Source organism: Amycolatopsis eburnea (genome assembly GCF_003937945.1).
Lineage (GTDB): Bacteria > Actinomycetota > Actinomycetes > Mycobacteriales > Pseudonocardiaceae > Amycolatopsis > Amycolatopsis eburnea.
In genome coordinates, this window is the sequence record NZ_RSEC01000058.1 from 102,786 (window position 1) to 121,458 (window position 18,673).

Annotated in this window: 18 protein-coding genes; 9 read left to right on the top strand and 9 right to left on the bottom strand. The window is 72.2% G+C overall.

Annotated elements, in window-relative coordinates; translation table 11 throughout:
• Nucleotides 1–21: 21 nt before the first annotated feature.
• Complete coding sequence (gene sigJ / locus EIY87_RS25875; protein WP_125312488.1) at nt 22–888, bottom strand: RNA polymerase sigma factor SigJ; 867 nt, start codon at nt 886–888, stop codon at nt 22–24.
• 98 nt (nt 889–986) lie between these two features.
• Between sigJ and EIY87_RS25880 the strand changes: the two genes are divergently transcribed.
• Nucleotides 987–1,964, top strand: a complete 978-nt coding sequence (locus tag EIY87_RS25880; RefSeq protein ID WP_125312489.1) for an NAD(P)H-dependent oxidoreductase — start codon at nt 987–989, stop codon at nt 1,962–1,964.
• 4 nt (nt 1,965–1,968) lie between these two features.
• Here the strand turns inward: EIY87_RS25880 and EIY87_RS25885 are convergent, their stop codons facing one another.
• Nucleotides 1,969–3,444, bottom strand: a complete 1,476-nt coding sequence (locus EIY87_RS25885) for a helix-turn-helix domain-containing protein (protein ID WP_404800098.1) — start codon at nt 3,442–3,444, stop codon at nt 1,969–1,971.
• Nucleotides 3,445–3,557: 113 nt separating this feature from the next.
• On the opposite strand from EIY87_RS25885, the gene exaC reads away from it, so the two are divergent.
• On the top strand, nt 3,558–5,081 hold the full coding sequence (exaC, locus tag EIY87_RS25890) for an acetaldehyde dehydrogenase ExaC (protein ID WP_125312491.1): 1,524 nt from the start codon (nt 3,558–3,560) through the stop codon (nt 5,079–5,081).
• Entirely contained in the window at nt 5,081–5,449 is a 369-nt protein-coding gene (locus EIY87_RS25895; protein ID WP_125312492.1) for a DUF779 domain-containing protein, read from the top strand. Before exaC ends, EIY87_RS25895 begins: the two co-directional genes overlap by 1 nt.
• Here EIY87_RS25895 and EIY87_RS25900 read toward each other — a convergent pair.
• Nucleotides 5,418–6,773, bottom strand: a complete 1,356-nt coding sequence (locus EIY87_RS25900; protein WP_125312493.1) for a M20 family metallopeptidase — start codon at nt 6,771–6,773, stop codon at nt 5,418–5,420. The two genes, EIY87_RS25895 and EIY87_RS25900, sit on opposite strands and share 32 nt — an antisense overlap.
• A 53-nt stretch (nt 6,774–6,826) precedes the next feature.
• Between EIY87_RS25900 and EIY87_RS25905 the strand changes: the two genes are divergently transcribed.
• Entirely contained in the window at nt 6,827–7,510 is a 684-nt protein-coding gene (locus tag EIY87_RS25905) for an MOSC domain-containing protein (RefSeq protein WP_125312494.1), read from the top strand.
• On the top strand, nt 7,500–8,105 hold the full coding sequence (locus EIY87_RS25910; RefSeq protein ID WP_125312495.1) for a TetR/AcrR family transcriptional regulator: 606 nt from the start codon (nt 7,500–7,502) through the stop codon (nt 8,103–8,105). Before EIY87_RS25905 ends, EIY87_RS25910 begins: the two co-directional genes overlap by 11 nt.
• A gap of 52 nt (nt 8,106–8,157) precedes the next feature.
• Here EIY87_RS25910 and EIY87_RS25915 read toward each other — a convergent pair whose 3' ends face one another.
• Nucleotides 8,158–9,723: a beta-N-acetylhexosaminidase gene (locus tag EIY87_RS25915; RefSeq protein WP_125312496.1), complete on the bottom strand. Its 1,566-nt coding sequence runs from the start codon at nt 9,721–9,723 to the stop codon at nt 8,158–8,160.
• Between the two features lie 65 nt (nt 9,724–9,788).
• Entirely contained in the window at nt 9,789–11,660 is a 1,872-nt protein-coding gene (locus EIY87_RS25920; RefSeq protein ID WP_125312497.1) for a propionyl-CoA synthetase, read from the bottom strand.
• Between the two features lie 184 nt (nt 11,661–11,844).
• Between EIY87_RS25920 and EIY87_RS25925 the strand changes: the two genes are divergently transcribed.
• Nucleotides 11,845–13,605: a serine/threonine-protein kinase gene (locus tag EIY87_RS25925; RefSeq protein WP_125312498.1), complete on the top strand. Its 1,761-nt coding sequence runs from the start codon at nt 11,845–11,847 to the stop codon at nt 13,603–13,605.
• Here EIY87_RS25925 and EIY87_RS25930 read toward each other — a convergent pair.
• Nucleotides 13,602–14,171, bottom strand: coding sequence for a class I SAM-dependent methyltransferase (locus tag EIY87_RS25930; protein WP_125312499.1), 570 nt, complete (start codon nt 14,169–14,171; stop codon nt 13,602–13,604). The genes EIY87_RS25925 and EIY87_RS25930 overlap by 4 nt on opposite strands.
• Nucleotides 14,172–14,247: 76 nt before the next feature.
• Here EIY87_RS25930 and EIY87_RS25935 point away from each other — a divergent pair, with 76 nt between their 5' ends.
• Nucleotides 14,248–14,961: an AraC family transcriptional regulator gene (locus EIY87_RS25935; RefSeq protein WP_125313519.1), complete on the top strand. Its 714-nt coding sequence runs from the start codon at nt 14,248–14,250 to the stop codon at nt 14,959–14,961.
• Here the strand turns inward: EIY87_RS25935 and EIY87_RS25940 are convergent.
• Together EIY87_RS25940 and EIY87_RS25945 are read right to left on the bottom strand one after the other, a co-directional pair.
• Nucleotides 14,933–15,460, bottom strand: a complete 528-nt coding sequence (locus EIY87_RS25940) for a GNAT family N-acetyltransferase (protein ID WP_158641361.1) — start codon at nt 15,458–15,460, stop codon at nt 14,933–14,935. The genes EIY87_RS25935 and EIY87_RS25940 overlap by 29 nt on opposite strands.
• The gene (locus EIY87_RS25945; RefSeq protein WP_125312501.1) at nt 15,457–17,025 is read right to left on the bottom strand and encodes a dolichyl-phosphate-mannose--protein mannosyltransferase; all 1,569 of its coding nucleotides are present in this window, start codon (nt 17,023–17,025) and stop codon (nt 15,457–15,459) included. The genes EIY87_RS25940 and EIY87_RS25945 overlap by 4 nt, the downstream gene beginning before the upstream one ends.
• A gap of 68 nt (nt 17,026–17,093) precedes the next feature.
• Here EIY87_RS25945 and rsmI point away from each other — a divergent pair, with 68 nt between their 5' ends.
• Both rsmI and EIY87_RS47745 read left to right on the top strand, forming a co-directional pair.
• Entirely contained in the window at nt 17,094–17,930 is an 837-nt protein-coding gene (gene rsmI / locus EIY87_RS25950; RefSeq protein ID WP_125312502.1) for a 16S rRNA (cytidine(1402)-2'-O)-methyltransferase, read from the top strand.
• A 41-nt stretch (nt 17,931–17,971) separates the two neighbouring features.
• The gene (locus EIY87_RS47745) at nt 17,972–18,145 is read left to right on the top strand and encodes a hypothetical protein (RefSeq protein WP_158641362.1); all 174 of its coding nucleotides are present in this window, start codon (nt 17,972–17,974) and stop codon (nt 18,143–18,145) included.
• Here EIY87_RS47745 and EIY87_RS25955 read toward each other — a convergent pair.
• Nucleotides 18,138–18,671, bottom strand: a complete 534-nt coding sequence (locus tag EIY87_RS25955) for a QsdR family transcriptional regulator (RefSeq protein WP_125312503.1) — start codon at nt 18,669–18,671, stop codon at nt 18,138–18,140. The two genes, EIY87_RS47745 and EIY87_RS25955, sit on opposite strands and share 8 nt — an antisense overlap.
• Between the last annotated feature and the right edge of the window lie 2 nt (nt 18,672–18,673).

Below are 18,673 nucleotides of genomic sequence, written 5' to 3' on the forward strand. Positions count from 1 at the left end.
TGGCCGTCGTGCGGGAGCAGGTCACCCGAGCCAGGGGCGGAGCTTCTCCGGGTTCCGCATCGCCCAGATGCGGGTGATCCGCCCGTCGGCGACGTCGAACGCGTACACCGCCACAAGATCCCCGCCCCGCGTGAGCAGCAGGCCGGGCAGGCCGTTGACCGCGCGCTCCGCGAGCCGCAACGACCCGCCGGCGCCGGACGCCAGCGCCGCGACGTACCGGGCGACCGCCTCGCCGCCTTCGATCGGGGTCAGCGCCGCGCGGACCACGCCGCCGCCGTCGGCCGTGAGGGTTGCCGCGGGGTCGAGGAGGCCGACCAGCGCGGCGATGTCGCCCGCTTCCCACGCGTGCTTGAAGTCCCGGATCACGTCCGCGTGGCCGGTCGCCGGAGTGGCGGGGCGGGCGGCGCGGACGCGGCGGCGGGCCGACGACGCCAGTTCGCGGCACGCCGCCGGCGTGCGCCCGGTGATCTCCGCGACCTCCGCGAACGCGTAGCCGAACACGTCGTGCAGCACGAGCGCGACCCGCTGCGCCGGGGTCATCGCTTCGAGCGTCACCAGGAAGGCCATGGTGACCGACTCGTCGAGGGTGATCCGGTCGGCGACCGAGTCGGGCTGCTCGGGCACGGGCTCGGGCAGCCACTCGCCCACGTACTGCTCGCGCCGGGCCCGCGCCGAACCGAGGACGTCGAGGCAGACGCGGCCGGCGACCGTCGTCAGCCACGCGCCCGGCGAGGAGATCGCGGCCCGCTGGGACGGCGTGAGCGCGTACCAGCGGGCGTAGGTCTCCTGCACCGCGTCCTCGGCCTCGGCCAGCGACCCGAGCAGCCGGTAGGCGAGGTTGAGCAGGTGCCGGCGTTCGCCGACGACCGGTTCCGGTGGTGTCGTCATGCTCCCTCCGACGACACAGCCTCCCCGAACGTCAGGCCTGACATCCCGCCGGGCTGCTTCGTCGTACTCCTCGAAGCCGAACGAACAGGGGAGAAACGATGATCGAGATCGGAATCGTGCTGGGCAGCACCCGCGACGGCCGGGTGGGCGACCAGGTGGCCCGGTGGGTCCACGAGCGGGCGAGCGAGCGCGCCGACGCCCGGTTCACGCTGATCGACCTGCGTGACCACCCGCTGCCCCACCTCGAGCAGCCGCCGGGCTTCTCGGGGCAGTACCCGGACGAGCGCACGCGGGCCTGGGCCGCGACCGTCGCCGCGTGCGACGGGTTCGTGTTCGTCACGCCGGAGTACAACCACTCCGTTCCCGGCGTGCTCAAGAACGCCTTGGACCACGTGCACGTCGAGTGGAACACCAAGGCCGCCGGGTTCGTCTCCTACGGCGGCGTCGGCGGGGCCCGCTCGGTCGAGCAGCTGCGGCTGGTCTGCGGTGCCCTGCAGCTGGCGGACGTCGCCCCGCAGGTCACGCTGCCGCTGGCGACCGAGTTCGAAAACCGCGCCACCTTCGCGCCCGGCGAGTACCAGCTCGCCGCGCTGGACACGGTGCTCGACCACGTCGTCGCCTGGAGCACCGCGCTCGCGCCGCTGCGGCACGGGGACGCCGAAGCCGCGGTCCGGGCCCGGCTGGCCGCGATCGTCGACGGGCTCCGGAACAAGGACCTCGAGGCGCTGCGGCTGAGCTACGCCCCGGACGTCGTGTCCTTCGACGTCGAACCGCCGCTGCAGCACGTCGGCGTGGACGCGAAGCTGAAGAACTGGGCGCGGGTGTTCACCGTCTTCGAGGAGGTGGACTACGAGCTGCGCGACCTGACCGTCACCGTGCGCGGCGACCTCGCGGTCGGGCACGGCTTCGGCCGGGTCAGCGGGACCCTGAAGAACGGCGTCGTGACCGACGGCATGTGGGTCCGGGCCACGTTCGTCTTCCGGGACACCCCCGACGGCTGGGTGATCGTGCACGACCAGGCGTCGGTGCCGTTCGACATCGCGACCGGGCGGGGGTGCAGCGACCTGGAACCCTGACGGCTCAGCCGAGCCGGGCGCGGTGGGCCGTCACGGCGGCCCGCCGCGGATCGGCCGCGGGGAGCGTCTTCAGCAGCGCGTCGAGCACCGCGAAGTCGTCCACCCCGCACGCGGTTTCCCAGAACGACCACAGCACGCCCGGGTCGCCGCTGTTCAGCGCCACCTGGCGGACCTGCGCGGTGAGCGTTTCCCGTTCTTCGCGGATCGCCGGTGCCTCCGAGTCCGGCAGCAGCGGGCCGCGGAAGGCGCGCAGGACGTCGGCGGGCGTGCCGGTGCGCAACGCCGTGCGGGCGCGGGTGAAGTCCGCGTCGACGTCGGCCGCCAGCCGGTACGGCCGCGTCTGCACCACCGCCGCGCCCAGCTGGGAGCGCAGGCGGTGGATTTCCGCGCGGACGGTCACCGGGTTGCCCGACTCGCCGTAGAGCTGCAGCGCCAGCCGTTCCGCCGAGAGGCCGTTGGGGTGCAGGGTCAGCAGGGTCAGGATTTCCGCGTGCCGCAACGTGAGCGGGACCTCGCGACCGTCCACAGTGGTCGAGAACGCGCCGTCCGAGAGGTACTCCAGCGACAACCGGGGCCGCGGGCCGCCGCCCCCGGGAGCGGACAGCCGCAGCAGGTAGCCCTCGGCCAGCGGTTCGACCGTGGCGATGCGCCCGTCGGGCAGGTTCACCGCGCCGCCGCCGCGCCGGACGTCCACTGTGGACGGCAACAGGCACGCCTGCGCGGCGAGCACCCGGCCGCCCGCCGAAAGCAGGGCGCCGGGCCGGCCGCGCAACGCCTCCAGGTGCGGCATGTTCGCCCGCCGCAGCTGCTCGTCGCGGACCGCGAGCTGGGCCCGCAGCTGCCCTTCCGCGAGCTGCGCCGTCGCCGTGACCAGCGAAAGCATCGCCGGGTGCACGGTGCGCAGCGGCCCGCTGACGTCGATCGAGCCCAGCAGCACGCCGGTCTCGGGGTCGCGCACCGGCGCCGCCGCGCACGTCCACGCGTGGTAGCGGCGGACCAGGTGCTCGGCCGAGTAGATCTGCACCGGGTCGCCGGTCGCGAGCGCCGTGCCCATGGCGTTCGTGCCGATCGCGGCTTCGCTCCACCGGGTGCCCTCGGTGAGGCCGACGCGGTCGCCGCGCAGCAGCTGGCCCGCGGCGCCCTCGCGCCACAGGATCAGGCCGTCGGCGTCGGTCACGATCATCACGTGGTCGGCGTCGTCGGCGATGCTCACCAGCATCTGCCGCAGCACCGGCAGCACGGGCGCCAGCGGGTGGGCTTCGCGGAGCGCGGCGAGGTCGCCGGTGTCGTAGACGAACGGCGCTTCGCCCTGGTCCGGGTCGACCCGGGCGGCGAGCGAGCGGTTCCAGGAGTCGGAGACGACCGACCGCGGCGGCCGGGGCCCGGGCACGCCCTGGAGCACCGCTTCGCGGACGTGCTCCAGTAGCCGCGCGTAGGACTCGGGGTCGCGCAGCAGCTCCGGTTCGGGCGCCTCTGCCACGTCCACCAGCCTAGAGACCCAGCTCACAGCGTTGCAACGCGCGTGCAACGTTGCCGCACCTACCTTCGGCGGCCATCAGCCCAACCGTCACTCCGAGCAACGAGGCAGGGAAGATGGTCCAGTACGCCGCACCGAACACCGAAGGCAGCGTCGTCAGCTACGAAGCGCGCTACGACCACTACATCGGCGGCGAGTACGTGCCCCCGGCCGGCGGCCAGTACTTCGAGAACCCGACCCCGGTCACCGGCAAGACCTTCTGCGAGATCGCGCGGGGCAACGCCGAGGACGTCGAGAAGGCGCTCGACGCCGCCCACGGCGCCGCGCCGGCGTGGGGCCGGACCTCGCCCGAGGAACGCGCCAACATCCTGCTCAAGATCGCCGACCGGATGGAGCAGAACCTCGAAGCGATCGCCGTCGCCGAGGCCTGGGAGAACGGCAAGGCCGTCCGCGAGACCCTCGCCGCCGACATCCCGCTCGCGATCGACCACTTCCGCTACTTCGCCGGCGCCCTGCGCGCCCAGGAGGGCGGCATCTCGCAGGTCGACGAGAACACCGTCGCCTACCACTTCCACGAGCCGCTCGGCGTGGTCGCGCAGATCATCCCGTGGAACTTCCCGATCCTGATGGCGGTCTGGAAGCTCGCCCCGGCGCTGGCCGCGGGCAACGCGATCGTGCTCAAGCCGGCCGAGCAGACCCCGGCGTCGATCCACCTGCTGTTCTCGATCATCGGCGACCTGATCCCGCCGGGCGTGGTCAACATCGTCAACGGCTTCGGCGTCGAGGCCGGCAAGCCGCTGGCGTCGAGCAACCGCGTGCGCAAGGTGGCCTTCACCGGCGAGACCACGACCGGGCGGCTGATCCTGCAGTACGCCAGCGAGAACATCATCCCGGTGACCGTCGAGCTGGGCGGCAAGAGCCCGAACATCTTCTTCGACGACGTCGCCGCGCGCAACGACGACTTCTACAACAAGGCGCAGGAGGGCTTCGCGCTCTTCGCGCTCAACCAGGGCGAGGTCTGCACTTGCCCGTCGCGGGCGCTGATCCAGTCGGGCATCTACGACCGGTTCCTCGGCGACGGCGTCGAGCGCGTCCGCAAGATCAAGCAGGGCCACCCGCTCGACACCGAGACGATGATCGGCGCGCAGGCGTCCAACGACCAGCTCGAGAAGATCCTGTCCTACATCGACATCGGCAAGCAGGAAGGCGCCGAGATCCTCACCGGCGGCGTGCGGTCCGACCTCGGCGGCGAGCTGTCCGGCGGCTACTACGTCGAGCCGACCGTGTTCGCCGGCGACAACAAGATGCGGATCTTCCAGGAGGAGATCTTCGGCCCGGTGGTGTCCGTGGCGAAGTTCGACGACTACGACGACGCCATCAAGATCGCCAACGACACGCTGTACGGCCTCGGCGCCGGGGTCTGGTCGCGCGACGGCAACACGGCTTACCGCGCCGGCCGCGACATCCAGGCGGGCCGCGTCTGGGTGAACAACTACCACGCCTACCCGGCGCACGCGGCCTTCGGCGGCTACAAGGCGTCCGGCATCGGCCGCGAGAACCACAAGATGATGCTCGACCACTACCAGCAGACGAAGAACATGCTCGTCTCCTACTCCGACCAGGCGCTCGGATTCTTCTGATGACCCAACGAGTAGACCTGACACCGGCCGCCGCGGAGCTGCTGCGGCGGCTGGTGTCGCTCCACGGGCCGGTGATGTTCCACCAGTCCGGCGGGTGCTGCGACGGCAGCGCCCCGATGTGCTACCCGGCCGGGGAGTTCCGCACCGGCGCGTCCGACGTGAACCTCGGTTCGCTCGAAGTCGAGGGCATCGAGGACGTGCCGGTGTGGATGTCGGGGCCGCAGTTCGAGTACTGGAAGCACACGCACCTCACGATCGACGTCGTGCCCGGGCGCGGGAGCGGGTTTTCCCTGGAGGCGCCCGAAGGCGTGCGCTTCCTGATCCGCTCCCGGCTGCTCACCGACGAGGAGTCGGCGGCGTTGAACTGAGGGCGTCGAACAACGCCGTGGCGAGCACCAGTCCCTCCCGGGCGACCGGGGCGAGCAGGTGCTCGTCCGGCGCGTGCTGCAGGCAGCCCGGGTAGGAGTGCGGCAGCCAGAGCGTCGCCAGCCCGAGGACGTCGGTGAAGACGTGGTTGGGCAGGCCGCCGCCGAAGTTCGGCAGCAGGGCGACGGGCTTGTCCGTGACTGCGCTCAGCGCTTCGCGGGCCCAGGTCACCCACGGGTCGCCGACCGGGGTCCGGCTGGCGAGGAAGGTGGCGTCGGCACGCACGTCGACCATCGGGAACCCTTGCGCGGCAAGGTGCTTCCGGATGGCAGGTGCGACGCCGCCGACGTCGGTGCCGGCGACGTACCGCAGCTGGAGGACCGCTCGCGCCCGGCCGGGGATCGCGTTCACCGGGCGGGCGGGGTCACCCGCGCCGAGCGCGAGCACCTCCAGGGTGTTCCAGCCGTAGAGCCGCTCGGCGGGCGTCAGGTTTTGATCGCCCCAGCCCTCGTCCGCGTCGACGACCACGTCGGCCAGCGCGGTGCGCACGCTGTCCGGCAGTGCGGGCGGCAGCAGTTCCGGGACCTGGACGCGGCCGTGGCCGTCGACCAGGCTCGCGATCGCGGCGGCGAGCGTCGTCGCCGGGTTGCGCAGGATCCCGCCCCAGTTGCCGGAGTGGGCGGCGTCCGGGCGCAGGTCGGCGTCGAGGGTGATGCGGATGCCGCCGCGGGCGCCGAGGAACAACGTCGGGGTCGCCGCGTCGAGGCGCGGGCCGTCGGAGGCGATGAGGACGTCCGCGCTCAGCAGGTCCTTCTCCTGGGCCGCGAACTCGGTGAGACCGGGGGAGCCGATCTCTTCGCCGGTTTCGAAGAGGAACTTGAGGTTGAAGCCCAGCTTGCCGCGTGCGGCCAGCACCAGGCGCAACGCCGTGAGGTTGATCAGGTGCTGGCCCTTGTTGTCGGCGGTGCCGCGGCCGTACCAGCGGTCGCCGTCCGCGGTGAGCGTCCACGGGTCCAGCCCGTCGCGCCACTGCCCGGCTTCCCCGACGACGTCGGCATGGCCGTAGCACAGCAGCGTCGGCAGGTCTTCTCCCTCCGTGCGGACCCCGACGAGGAACGGGCCGCCCGCCGGGTCCGGGTTGGCGTGCTGGGTGACTTCGCAGCCGAGGCCGGTCAGTGCCGGGGTCAGGACCTCGTCGAGGTAGGCCTGGACGGCGGCGCGGCCTTCGGGGGCGTCGCTGACCGTGGGGTAGGCGACCAGCCGGGCCAGTTCGGTGAAGAGGGCGCCGGAGTCGACGTGGGCGCGGGCCTTGCCGAGCAGATCCATGGCGCCACTGTAAAGGCGGCAAACTATACGAACGGTCGTGCTATCTTCGGAGCATGAACGTCGACGGCGTGTACGTGGGGGAACCGAGCGTCCTGGGCTACCGGCGGGAGCGCCCGGTGCTGAGCGCGATCACGAAGGCGCGGGTCACGGCGCCGGAGCTGGCCTTGACCGAGCTGAACCTCGACGGCGACCGGCAGGCCGACCTGACCGTGCACGGCGGGGTCGACAAAGCGGTCTACGTCTACCCGGCCGAGCACTACCCGGCCTGGCGCGAGGACGGCTTCGACGCGGAGCCGGCCGGCTTCGGGGAGAACGTCTCGCTGTCCGGCGTCACCGAGGACGACGTCCGGATCGGGGACGTCTGGGCCTGGGGCGACGCGCTCGTGCAGGTGTCGCAGCCGCGGCAGCCGTGCTTCAAGCTGGCCATGAAGACCGGCCGGAAGGACGTCACGCCGCTGATGATCGACTCCGGGCGCAGCGGCTGGTACCTGCGCGTGCTGCGGCCCGGCACGGTACCGACGTCCGGCGCGATCGAGCTGGTGGAGCGCGCGGACGGGCCGACGATCGCCGAGGTGTACGTCGTTTCGTTCGCCAACTACGGGCAGCTGCCGGAGGACAAGGTCGAAGCGGCGCTGGACCTCGCGGACCGCGTGCTGGCGACACCCGCGCTTTCCGAGTCCTACCGCGACGGCGTCCAGTCCACAGTGGACCGCTGGCGGGCGCGGCGTGCCGGGTGACGGCCGCCTCGCCCGCGGCGACGCGACCCGCCGCCTGGTGCTGCGCCGGGCGGTGGACGTCGCGTCGGTCGACGGCCTGGAGGGGCTGTCCCTCGGCCGGCTGGCCACCGAACTGGAGCTGAGCAAGAGCGGTGTGTTCGCGTTGTTCGGCTCGAAGGAGGAACTGCAGCTCGCGACGATCGAGGCGGCCTTTTCCATCTTCGAGGCGCACGTCGTGACGCCGTCCCGCGACGTCGCGCCGGGGTTGCCGCGGTTACGCGCGATCTGCGAAAACTGGCTGGAGTACTCGGAAAAGCGGGTCTTTCCCGGCGGGTGCTTCTTCTTCAACGTCGGCGCGGAGTTCGACGCGCGGCCCGGCCGGGTCCACGACGCGGTGGCCGCGGCGAGCGGCTCGTTCGCCGCGTTCATCCGCGAGACGGCCGCCGAAGCCGTGTCCCTCGGTCACCTCGACGCGGACCCGGAGGTCCTGGCGTTCGAGCTGCACGCACTGGGCCGCGCGGCCAACGCCGACGCGGTCCTCAACGGCGGCACCCACGCCTACCGCCTGGCCCGCCGCGCCATCGAGTCCCGCCTCGCCTCCGCCGAAAAGCCGTGAAGGCCTCCTTACCGGCATTTATGCCCGTCAAGGAGGCCTTCACGGCTTTTGGCTACTTCCAGTCGACCTGCGGGCTGCGGTAGAAGTTGATGCTTTGGGTGACCCAGCGCGGGGACTGCTTCGCCAGGCGCGCCCGGTAGGCGTTCCAATCGTGGGTGGCGCGAGGCGACCAGCCGATCTCCGCGATGCCCGGCAGCCGGGGGAACGCCATGTACTCGATGTCGGCGCTCGTGCGGATCGTTTCTGTCCACAGCGGCGCTTCGACGCCCGCGACCTGGTTCTCGCCGACCCCGGTCACCAGCGACGCCGGGTCCCAGTTGTAGCCGTCGCGGACCTCGATCAACGCGGCCCAGTCCTGGCCCAGCGGTGTCGACGCGTCGTACTTCATGTCCAGGTACGCGTAGTTCGCCGGGGACATCAGGATCTTGCTGCCGCGCGCCGCGGCCGCCGCCACCGAGGGGTTGTCGCCGCCGAAGTCCCAGTACTGCGGAACGGCCGACGCGGGCGGGTTCGACTTCGCGATCTCGTGCCAGCCGGTGACCTTCTTGCCGTACTTCGCGACGATCGGCTGGACCTTCTGCTCGAACGCGATGTAGTCCGCGGGCGGCGTCGAGTGCGCCTCGTCGCCGCCGATGTGCAGGTACGGGCCGGGCGTGAGGGCCGCCAGTTCGCGCACGACGTCCTCGACGAACTTGTACGTGATCGGCGACGAGATGCACAGCGAGCTGTAGCCGACCTCGGTGTCCGTGCGGACCGGGACCGCCTTGCCGTCGCAGTTCAGCTCCGCGTACGTCGACTGCGCCGCGTTCGTGTGGCCCGGCATGTCGATCTCCGGGATCACCGTGATGTGCCGCGAAGCCGCGTACGCGACGATGTCCCGGTACTGCGCCTGCGTGTAGTAGCCACCCGGGTCGCCGTCGACCGCGGTCCTGCCGCCGACGGTCGCCAGCTTCGGCCAGCTCTTGATCTCGATGCGCCAGCCCTGGTCGTCCGCGAGGTGCAGGTGCAGGGTGTTGACCTTGTACTGGGCGATCTGGTCGACGTACCGCTTCACCTGGTCGGGCTTGAAGAAGTGCCGGGCGACGTCGAGCATCGCGCCGCGCTCGGCGAAGCGCGGGTAGTCGAGGATCGTGCCGCCGGCGACCGTCCACGTCCGGTGCTGGACGCGCTTCGCGTCGATGGCCGAGGGCAGCAGCTGCCGCAGCGACTGGACGCCTTCGAAGAGCCCGTCGGCGGTGTTGGCCTTCAAGGTGACGCCGTCGCGCGACACCTTCAGCTCGTAACCCTCGGTGCCGATCCGCGTGTCGTGGCCGAGCTGCAGCGAAATCGCGGGGACACCCCCAGCACGCGGCACGACCGGCAGCGGGTAGCCGGTGGCCGGGCGGAGCAGGCCGCGCAGGTAGTCCGCGACCTGGCCGGCGCCGCGATCGGCCGCGATCACGGTGGACGGCGTCAGCTTGAAAGCGCCGCGCGGGTCGGCCTTCGCCGAGACCGGCGCCGGGACGACGTCGGTCACGCTGCGTTCCGGCGCGGCGGGTGCCGCCACCGCGGCGGCGGGCACGCCGACGGCCGTGAGACTCACGATCGCCGCGGTCGAGACGGCTCTGGACAAGCGCATCAGGGCACCTCCGGTCGGGGACTCCTCCCAAAGGTACAGACCAGCCGGGGCATTTGGAACAGTTCTTAACGAAGGGCCGCGCGGATGGCTTCCAGCACGCTCGGGTCTTCGATCGTGGACGGCACGGCCTCGTCGCGGCCGTCGGCGATCGCGCGCATGGTCTTGCGCAGGATCTTGCCCGACCGCGTCTTCGGCAACGCGTCCACAATGGACACGTCGCGGAACGCGGCGACCGGCCCGATGTCCCGGCGCACCATGGCCACCAGCTCGTCCCGCAGCTGCTCCGCGTCGACGTCCGCGCCTGCCTTCAGCACCACGAACCCGCGCGGCAGCTGGCCCTTGAGCTGGTCGGCGACGCCGATCACGGCGCACTCGGCGACGGCCGGGTGCGAGGCGAGCACCGCCTCCATCGACCCGGTCGAGAGCCGGTGCCCGGCGACGTTGATGACGTCGTCGGTGCGGCCCATGACGAACAGGTAGCCGTCCTCGTCGACGTACCCGGAGTCGCCGGTGAGGTAGTAGCCGTCGTAGCGGGACAGGTAGGCCTCGCGGTAGCGCTCGTCGTCGCCCCACAGCGTCGGCAGCGAGCCCGGCGGCAGCGGCAGCCGCACCGTGATGGCGCCTTCGCGGCCCGGTGGCAGCTCCTCGCCCGCCTGGTCGAGGATCCGGACGTCCCAGCCGGGGACCGGCTTGGTGGCGGAGCCGGCCTTGACGGCCATCGGCTCCAGGCCGCGGGGGTTCGCGGCGATCGGCCAGCCGGTTTCGGTCTGCCACCAGTGGTCGATCACCGGCACGCCGAGCTTCTCGTGCGCCCAGTGCAGGGTCTCCGGGTCGAGCCGCTCGCCGGCCATGAACAGCGTTTTGAACGCCTTCAGGTCGTACTTCTCCAGCTCGCGCGCGTCCGGGTCCACCTTCTTGACGGCCCGCAGCGCGGTCGGCGCGGTGAACAGCGCCTCGACGCCGTGCTCGGCGATGACCCGCCAGAACGCGCCCGCGTCCGGCGTGCCGACCGGCTTGCCCTCGTACATCACCGTCGTCGCCCCGACCAGCAGCGGCGCGTAGACGATGTAGGAGTGCCCGACGACCCAGCCGACGTCGGACGCCGTCCACCAGACGTCGCCGGCGTGGACGTCGTAGACCGCGTCCATCGAGTACGCGAGCGCGACCGCGTGGCCGCCGGTGTCGCGCACGACGCCCTTCGGCTTCCCGGTCGTGCCGGACGTGTAGAGGATGTACAGCGGGTCGGTGGCCGCGACCGGCACCGGATCGGCGGGGTCGGCGCTCGCGGCCAGCTCGCGCCAGTCCCGCTCGCGCCCGGCCAGCGTCGCCGGCGCCTGCTCGCGCTGCAGCACGACGACGTGGTCGGGCTGGTGCTCGGTCTGCTCGAGCGCGGCCCGGATGATCGGCTGGTACTCGACCACCCGCGTCGGCTCGATGCCGCAGGACGCCGCCAGGATCACCTTGGGCTTGGCGTCCTCGATCCGCGCGGCCAGCTCCTTGGGCGCGAACCCGCCGAAGACCACCGAGTGCACCGCGCCGATCCGCGCGCAGGCCAGCATCGCGATCGCCGCCTCGGGCACCATCGGCAGGTAGACGATGACGCGGTCACCCTTCGTGACCCCCAGTGAGCGCAGCGCGCCGGCGAAGCGCGCGACCGTGTCCCGCAGTTCTTCGTAGGTGTAGGTGCGTTGCCGTCCGGTCACGGGAGAGTCCCAGATCAGCGCGGCCTGGTCCGCGCGCCCGGCCTCGACGTGCCGGTCCAGCGCGTTGTACGAGGTGTTCAGCTCGGCGTCCGGGAACCACCGGAAGAAGGGCGGGTTCGAGGCGTCCAGCGCCCGCTCCGGCGCCTTCGTCCAGCTGATCGCACCGGCCGCGGCCAGCCAGAACGCCTCCGGCTCCCGCAGGCTGCGCCGGTAGGCCTCGGAGTACGCACCCATGCCCGCTCCCTCGCGTCGAACGTCACGCCGCCCCCATCATGGCGCGGGATCGGCGGGCTCGCCGGATTCCGGGCAGGCTGAAGACCCGGCAACCTCACGGCGGCCGGCTGCGTCCTAAGCTGGACGGCGGGGAAACGCCGCAGCGCGGTACGAAGAGAACACGGACAGTGAGGGGAGCCCGGCGGTGAACGGACTCGCGAGCGCGTTGCTCTCGCTAGCCCATTCCTTGTTCGGCCCGGGCTTCTGCCCCGGCGACTGGGTCTGGGCCACGAGTGCGGCGGGCGCGCTCGTCGCACTGCTCCCGCCGATCGGCGCGCTGGCGATCTCGATCATCCGCAAGGGCACCGGCAACCGCTACGACGCCACGACGCTGTCGGTGTTCGGGGCGATCGGCCTGGTCACCGCGCTGATCCTGCCGTGGTTGCTGTCGAATGGCGTCTCGGGTGTCTTCCGCGCCGAGCGGGCGGGCACGAAGTCCGGGCTGACCGCCAGTGAGGCCTCGACGCTGACGAGCGGCTCGTGCTGGGTGGACACGCAGAAGGAGTACCTGGGCGGCGGACCGAACGTCTACGAGGTGCTGTTCTACAAGAACAACGCGGCGCTGCCGACCTTCGTCTACGTGGCCGCGTTCATCCTGCTGCCCGCCGGCTCGCTGCTGTTCGTCATCCTGCAGGGCCGCACCGCCTTCCGTCGCGGCCCGAAGTGGCCGTCCCGGTTCATCTGGATCCCGTTCGCCGCGATGCTCGCGTTCAGCGTCGGCATGGAGGCCAACACCGCGCTGCACTTCTGGCTCGGTTTCCTGCCGTTCAGCGTGCTGGGCCTGATCCCGGTCGCGATGGTCGGGCCACCGCCGTGGTCGGTGATCAACCGCTCGGACGCGCCGCCGCGCCGCGAACCCGAGCCGTACCGGCCGCCACCGCCGTCGGCGTCCCAGATGCAGCCCCGCCCGACCCCGCCTCCGCCTCCGCCGCCGGTCAACAAGCCGTACCCGAAGACGGCGCTGGCGTCGGCACCCGAACCCCCGCCGATGGCGGGCGCCCTGGCCGCGGCCCCCGGCCCGATCCCGCCGCCGCCCGGCTCCCGCAACGCCGGCGGCAGCCGCTACCGGCGCGTCAAGCAGCTCGGCGCGGGCGGTTTCGGCACGGTCTGGCAGGCCGTCGACACCCAGCTGAACCGCACGGTCGCGCTGAAGATCGCGCACGCGCCGGACCGCGACACGGCCGAGCGCATGCAGCGCGAAGCCCGCGCGCTGGCCGTGGTCAGCCACCCGAACTGCGTCAAGGTGTACGACCTGGCCGAGGAGCCGGACGGCCTCGCGCTGGTCATGGAGTACCTCGAAGGCCGCCCGCTGGCCGAGCTGGTCGACGGCCAGGGCCCGCTGGACGACGTCGCGGCCGGCCGCCTGTGGGCGACGATGGCCGGCGCGCTCGCCGCGGCGCACGAGAAGGGCGTCCTGCACCGCGACATCAAGCCGTCGAACATCGTGCTGGACCCGAGCGGCCTGGCCCACCTGATCGACTTCGGCATCGCCCGCAGCCAGGGCGACTCCAAGATGACGGCCACCGGCATGATGATCGGCACACCCGACTTCGTCGCCCCGGAGCAGGCCATGGGCTCGGCGGCCTCCCCGGCGTCCGACGCGTGGCAGCTGGCGGCGACGATCAGCTACGCGCTGTCCGGCCAGCCCCCGCGCGGCACGCGCGAGACCCCGATGGCGGCCCTGATGGCGGCGGCCCGCGCCGAACCGGTGTCGCGGCTGCCCCAACGCAGTGCGCACGCCCGCCTGCTGGCGGCGTCGCTGGACCCGGAGCCGCGCCGGCGTCCGACGTTGAACTCGGTGCGTCGCGAGGTCGAGGGCTGGTTGTCGCGCGCGGGCAAGTCCGCGGACGGCCCGGTGACCCGGGTGGTGCCGCGGCAGCCGGGTGGCCAGGCGCCCCGCCGCTAGCCGGGCTTGACCGCCGAGAAGATCACGAGCTGCCTCGGCTCCAAGCGGACGTCGACCTGCTCGAAGCCCGCCTTCTCGAGGCGGGCCGGGAACGTCGCCGCGTCGACGACGTTCATCGTGTCGCCCAGGTGCAGCAGGCGGAACCTGAGGTTGAGCTGGCCGTCGCTGCCGCAGTAGGTGCCGCCCGGGCGCAGGACCCGTGCCGCTTCGGCGAAGATCGCGTCCTGCAGCTCCTTCGTCGGGACGTGGTGCAGCATCGTGAAGCACACCACCGCCGAGAAGCGGCCGTCCTCGAACGGCATTTCGGCGCCGCTGCCCTCGACCACCTCGGCGCGGCTGCCGAACTTCGCACGCAGCAGCTCGGTCGACGCGGGGTCGATCTCCAGCACGGTGAGCTTCGGGACGGCGCCGAGCAGCACCTGCGTCGTGGCGCCGAAGCCGGGTCCGATCTCGAGCACGTCGTCGCCGAGGTCGCGCTGCGCCAGCCAGGGCGTCAGGCGCTCCTCGACGGTCGCGGCCCACTTCTCCGAGCTGCAGATCTTCCGGTGGATCAGGTTCATCGGCATGCGCCCGACGCTATTTCGGCGCCGCCGTGGCCGGAAGCCGATATCGTGCCACCTCATGTCGTCAACCGGACAGGCCATGCTGCTCGGCGAGTTCGACCTGCCCGCCGGCACCTGGTTCCCGTGGCACGAACACCCCGCGCACCAGCTGGTCTGGTCCGCGCGCGGGGTCGTCGCGGTCAAGTCGGGGGACGCGGGCTGGGTGCTGCCGCCGACGCGCGCGCTCTGGATGCCCGCCGGCGTCCGGCACCGCACGGGCGCGCTCGGCCGGGCGGCGCTGCGCGGCATCTACGCCGACCCGGCGCTGTCCCCGGTGTCGTGGCCGTCGCCGCGGATGGTCGTCGTCCGGCCGCTGCTGCGCGAGCTCCTGGAGTACCTGACCGCCGACGGCGTCGCGCCGGCCGCGCGGGTGCGGGCCGAAGCGGTGGCGTTCGACCTGCTGGAACCCCTCGACGTGGTGCCGATCGCGGTACCCGCCCCCACCGACCCGCGCGCCCGCGACGTCGAGCGCGCCCTGCTCGCGAACCCGGCGGACCCCCGCACGCTCGCGGAGTTCGGCCGGGCGGTCGGCGCGTCGGAGCGGACGCTGGCGCGGGTGTTCGCCGCCGAGTGCCGGATGCCGTTCGGCACCTGGCGCACCCAGGTCCGGCTGCGGGCGGCGCTGCCACTGCTGGCACAGGGGACACCGCTGGAGACGGTGGCGTACCGCGTGGGCTACAGCTCGGCGAGCGCGTTCGTGGCGGCCTTCCGACGGGCGGTCGGGGTTACGCCGGGGGCGTACTTCGCCGGGTGAGGCACCAGTAGCGGAGCCGTCCGGCCGCGCTGGTGTCCGCCAGGACCCCGCCATTGCGTTCGATGACGCGGCGCGAAGCGTGGTTGCCGGGAGCGCAGGTCAGCAACGCGTTCTCGATACCCGCCTCGCCGGCGACCCGGAGCACGGCGCGAAGCAGCGCGGTGGCGTGGCCGCGGCCGCGTGCCGACGGCCGGATGTCGTAGCCGATGTGGCCGCCGAACTCGGCCAGCTCGTCGTTGAGCCGCAGGTTGAGCCGGGCGCGCCCGAGGTATTCGTCGCCCTCGATCCACCAGAGGATCCGGTGCGGCACCCGGTCCCGCTCGAGCGGCGCCGTCCCGTGGACGCCGGCTTCCCGCACCTCGTCGAGCCAGCGCAGGAACCGCGACCGGTCCGCGAGCAGCCGCGGGTCGAGGTCGGTGTGCAGGCCTTCCCGGTGGTACTCGCGCAGCGCGTCGAGGAACGACCGGTGGTACCGCGGGCCGGGATCGGCCAGGGTCACCGCCAGGAGGGGAGCCAGCGTTCGGCTTCCCACTGGCCGTTCGTGATCGCGATGCCGTTCAGGATCGGCCACAGCCAGGCGAAGTTCGCCACCACCAGCCCGACGTACAGCGACACCACGAGCAGACCGGTCCCGCGTCTCTCGAACCCGCGCCGCGCGCTGCCCAGGATCTGGCCGAGGCACAACGTCAAGCCCAGCACCAGGAACGCCGCCAGCGGCGTCGCGTAGAAGAAGTACATCTGGCGGTCGATGTTCGTGTACCAGAAGACGTACCCGCCGAGGTAGCCGACCAGCACCGCCGCGTAGCGCCAGTCCGCGCGGAAGATCGAGCGCCAGGCCGCCCAGCCGAGCATCGGGATCGCCGCCCACCACATCGCGGGGGTGCCGATCAGCATCGTCGCGCTGATGCAGCGGGACTCGCCGCAGCCGGTGGCCTCGCCGTTGTAGCTGTAGAGCATCGGGCGCAGCCCCATCGGCCACGTCCACGGCTTCGACTCCCACGGGTGCGGGTTGTCCTTGGGCGTGACCAGCGTTTCGTGGAAGTGCAGCACGTTGCCCGTGTAGTCGGCGAGCGAGCGCAGCGCCGGCGGGACCCAGGCGAAGAAGCCCGGCGCGATGTCCTTGATCTCCGTGTAGTGCCGGTCGGTCGCGGTTTCGCTGGCGAACCACGCCCAGTACGCGGCGAAGTACATGAGGAACGGGATGACCAGGATCGCCCACAGCGCGGGCAGCACGTCCCGGCGGATCGTGCCCAGCCACGGCCGCTCGACGCCGGCCGCGCGCCGGGCCGCGACGTCGAAGAAGACGGTGAGCAGCCCGAACGCGACGATGTAGTACAGCGCCGACCACTTGACGCCGAACGTCAGGCCGATCATCAGGCCGGTGCCGAACCGCCACCAGCGGAACCCGAGCTTCGGGCCCCACACCGATTCGTTGACCCAGCCTTCGCGGACGGCGGTCGCGAGCCGCTCGCGCACCTGGTCGCGGTCGGCGAGCACGCAGGCGAACGCGGCGAGCACGAACAGCGCGATGAAGATGTCGAGCATGCCCATGCGCGACTGCAGGTGGAGCACGCCGTCGCTGATCACGAGGATGCCGGCGATGGCGCCGAGCAGCGTCGAGCGCGTGAGGCGGCGGGCGATGCGGATGGTCAGCAGCACGATCAGCGTGCCTGCCAGCGCGGGCATGATCCGCCAGCCCCAGCCGTTGTAGCCGAACAGCCATTCGCCGATCGCGATGAGCTGCTTCGCCAGCGGCGGGTGGACGACCAGCTCGTAGCCGTAGTTGTCCTCGTAACCGCCGTTGCGCAGCACCTGCCACGCCTGCGGCACGTAGTGCTTCTCGTCGAAGACCGGGCTGCCCTTGTCCGTCGGCACGCCGAGGTTCTGCAGCCGGACGATCCCGCCGATCAGCGTCAGCACGAGGGTGACGACCCAGCCGCGCAGCCGGTCGGTCGGCATGCCGCGGCCGAGCAGGGTCACTTCGCGGTCGGTCGGCGGCCGGAGCGCTTCGACCGGGTCCGGCCGGACGCTCTCGTCGTCGGGACGGGTCAGCACGGCGGTCACGGGGGCGATCCTACGGGCGGGACAGGGCGTCCGTCGTCCGGATCCGCTGATCAGCCTAGGCTGGCCGGGTGACCCAGGGCCGTCTCATCCTCGCTGCCACCCCGCTCGGCGACGTCCGCGACGCCTCGCCCCGTCTGGCCGAAGCGCTGACGGAAGCCGACGTCATCGCGGCCGAAGACACCCGCCGCCTGCGGTCGCTGGCGGCCGCGCTGGAGATCACCCCGCGCGGCCGGGTGGTGAGCTTCTACGAGGACGTCGAGACCGCCCGCCTGCCGAAGCTGCTCGAATCGTTACGCGCGGGCGAGACGGTCGTGCTGGTGACGGACGCCGGTATGCCCAGTGTGTCCGATCCGGGCTTCCGGCTGGTGTCGGCGTGCGTCGCCGCGGACCTCCCGGTGACGTGCCTGCCCGGCCCCTCCGCGGTGACGACGGCGCTCGCTTTGTCCGGTTTGCCGTGCGACCGCTTCTGCTTCGAGGGTTTCGCCCCGCGGAAGCCGGGCGAGCGCACGCGGTGGCTGACGTCGTTGCGCGACGAGCCGCGGACGGCGGTGCTCTTCGAATCCCCGCACCGCTTGGCGTCGTTGCTCGCGGACGCGGTTTCGGTGCTGGGTCCCGAGCGGCGGGCCGCGGTGTGCCGGGAGCTGACGAAGACGTACGAAGAGGTGAAGCGGGGAACGCTGGCGTCCTTGGCGGAGTGGGCGGCCGAGGGGGTGCGCGGGGAGATCACGGTGGTCGTCGCGGGTGCCGCGCCGCGGGAGGTGTCGGTGGCGGACCTGGTGTCCGAGGTGGCGGACCGGGTGGCTTCGGGCGAGCGCCTCAAGTCCGCGGCGGCGGAGGTCGCCGAGGCGGCGGGGGTGTCCAAAAAGGAGCTTTACGACGCCGTGCTGGCGGCGCGGAAGGCGTGATGACGCCGGAGCTGCGAGCGGCGCTGAGGAACCTTCGGCGGGTGCGGGCCGAGAAGCCCGGCGATGAACTCGGCACGGCGGCCTTCGCGGCCTGGCGGGTGGCGATCGCTGAAGCGCTCGAGGAGCTGGCACCCCGGCTGCTCTTCCCCGAGGACCGGCAGCGGGCCGAGGCGGAAGCGCGTGCGGCCCGGGCCGAAGCGGCCGCGCTCAGGTGAGCAGCGCCGTCACCGCGGCGTGTGCCTTCGCCGCGTCCGGGGCGTCACCCGTGATCACGTCCGTGTACACGAACGACTCGCCGATCCGCACCAGCAGGTAGGCCAGATCCGGCACCGGCAACGGCGGCACCAGCCGTCCCGCCGAGACCTCTCCCGACAGCAGCTCCGCCAGCTTCGCGGTCGTCCGCTGCTGGCACACGCTCGCGCGCGTCGTCAGCAGCCGCAGCGCGCGCTCGGGTTCGCGGCGCAGGAAATCGCGGAACGGCGGGGAGTCGTTCGCGAACCGGACGTACCCGCTCACGAAGTCCGCCACCCCCGCCGCGCCGCGCCCCGCGCACGTGGGCCACAAGCGGGCGATCGACGCCGACGATAGCGACCACAGGATCTCGCCCAGCAGCCGGTCGCGGGAGCCCACCCGGCGGTGCAGGGTGGCGCGGCTGATGGCCAGGTCCTCCGCCAGTTCGCCCATGTCGACGCGGCGGCCGGACAGGAACCACTCGCGGGCCCGTTCGAACTCCTGAGACATAT